This is a genomic window from Halomonas sp. 707B3 (assembly GCF_024158645.1).
In the GTDB taxonomy this organism is placed as follows: domain Bacteria; phylum Pseudomonadota; class Gammaproteobacteria; order Pseudomonadales; family Halomonadaceae; genus Vreelandella; species Vreelandella lionensis.
Window position 1 is genome coordinate 1 of sequence record NZ_JAMZBE010000307.1, and the last position, 1201, is coordinate 1201.

Annotated in this window: 1 protein-coding gene; it reads right to left on the reverse strand. The window is 50.7% G+C overall.

The window, feature by feature from the left end:
* A protein-coding gene (locus BIS10_RS18820) for an IS3 family transposase (protein ID WP_253507826.1) occupies positions 1-1129 on the reverse strand; the annotation gives its coding sequence in 2 pieces (ribosomal slippage) (positions 1-862 and positions 862-1129; 1130 coding nt annotated over the 2 pieces). This gene is flagged as partial in the annotation.
* Between the last annotated feature and the right edge of the window lie 72 nt (positions 1130-1201).

Below are 1201 nucleotides of genomic sequence, written 5' to 3' on the forward strand. Positions count from 1 at the left end.
TGGTTCGGACTCATAGCACCGTTATGCTGGTGAGGCCTAAGCTGGCTGTAATACCCGATTAAATAGTTCACGATATGATGCTGCCCCTGCAAGAATGAGCGATAGCCATACGTTGGCACCCATTCAACCTTTAAGCTCCTGAAGAAACGCTCCATTGGCGCATTATCCCAGCAATTACCACGTCGGCTTAGGCTTTGTTTTACCTGGCATTTCCAGAGTGTCTGACGAAACTTACGGCTCGTATAATGACTGCCCTGGTCGCTGTGGAACATAACCCCTTTTGGCCGCCCACGGCTCTCATAAGCCATTTTCAATGCGCTGCTGGTGAGTTCGCTATCGGGCGATAACGACATCGACCAGCCAATCGTTTTCCTAGCAAATAAGTCCATGACAACGGCTAGATAAGCCCAGCGTTTGCCAGTCCAGATATATGTGACGTCGCCACACCAAACGCGGTTGGGCGCCTCAACGTTAAACTGACGCGCTAAGTGGTTCGGTACCTCAACATGTTCATCACCTGTTTTCTTGTAGGTGTGCCCAGGCACTTGGCAGCTAATTAGGCCAAGCTTTTCCATCAGGCGGCCAGCGCGATAGCGACTTAACGGCACATCCTGCCTTGTCGCCATCTCTGCGATGCTGCGCGCCCCTGCAGAGCCTTCGCTCTCGCGAAAGAGCTCTCTGACCTTGGCTATTTCCTTAGTCTTCGTGGCACACACAGGTCTTTTTGAACGTTGTCTCCAGTATTTAAAGCTGCTGCGATGCACGCCAAACACGTCACACAGTTTTTTTACCGGGTAGCTCGTCTTGAGTTTCTCGATTAGCGAGAAGTGTTCAGGGAGTCCGACATCAAGAGAGCGGTAGCCTTTTTTAGGATGTCTTTTTCCATCTCAATGTCACGGATGCGCTTTTCAAGCTCGCGAATCCTGAGCTGATCGGGTGTCATGGGCGTTGCTTTAGGGCTTTGGCCATCACGCTCTTGGCGTAACTGACGAACCCATTTATCCATGCTCGAATACCCCACATTCATGGCTTCAGCCGCTTCACGAACCGTGTAGTGTTGATCGACGACTAGCTGTGCTGCTTCGAGTCGGAATTCAGGGCTAAAGTTACGTTTTGGTCTTGTTACCATGCTGCCACCTAGTGATGTCTTGGTGCATATTAGCACCTCTAAGTAGGTGGCCAAATTCACTATGCCACTACA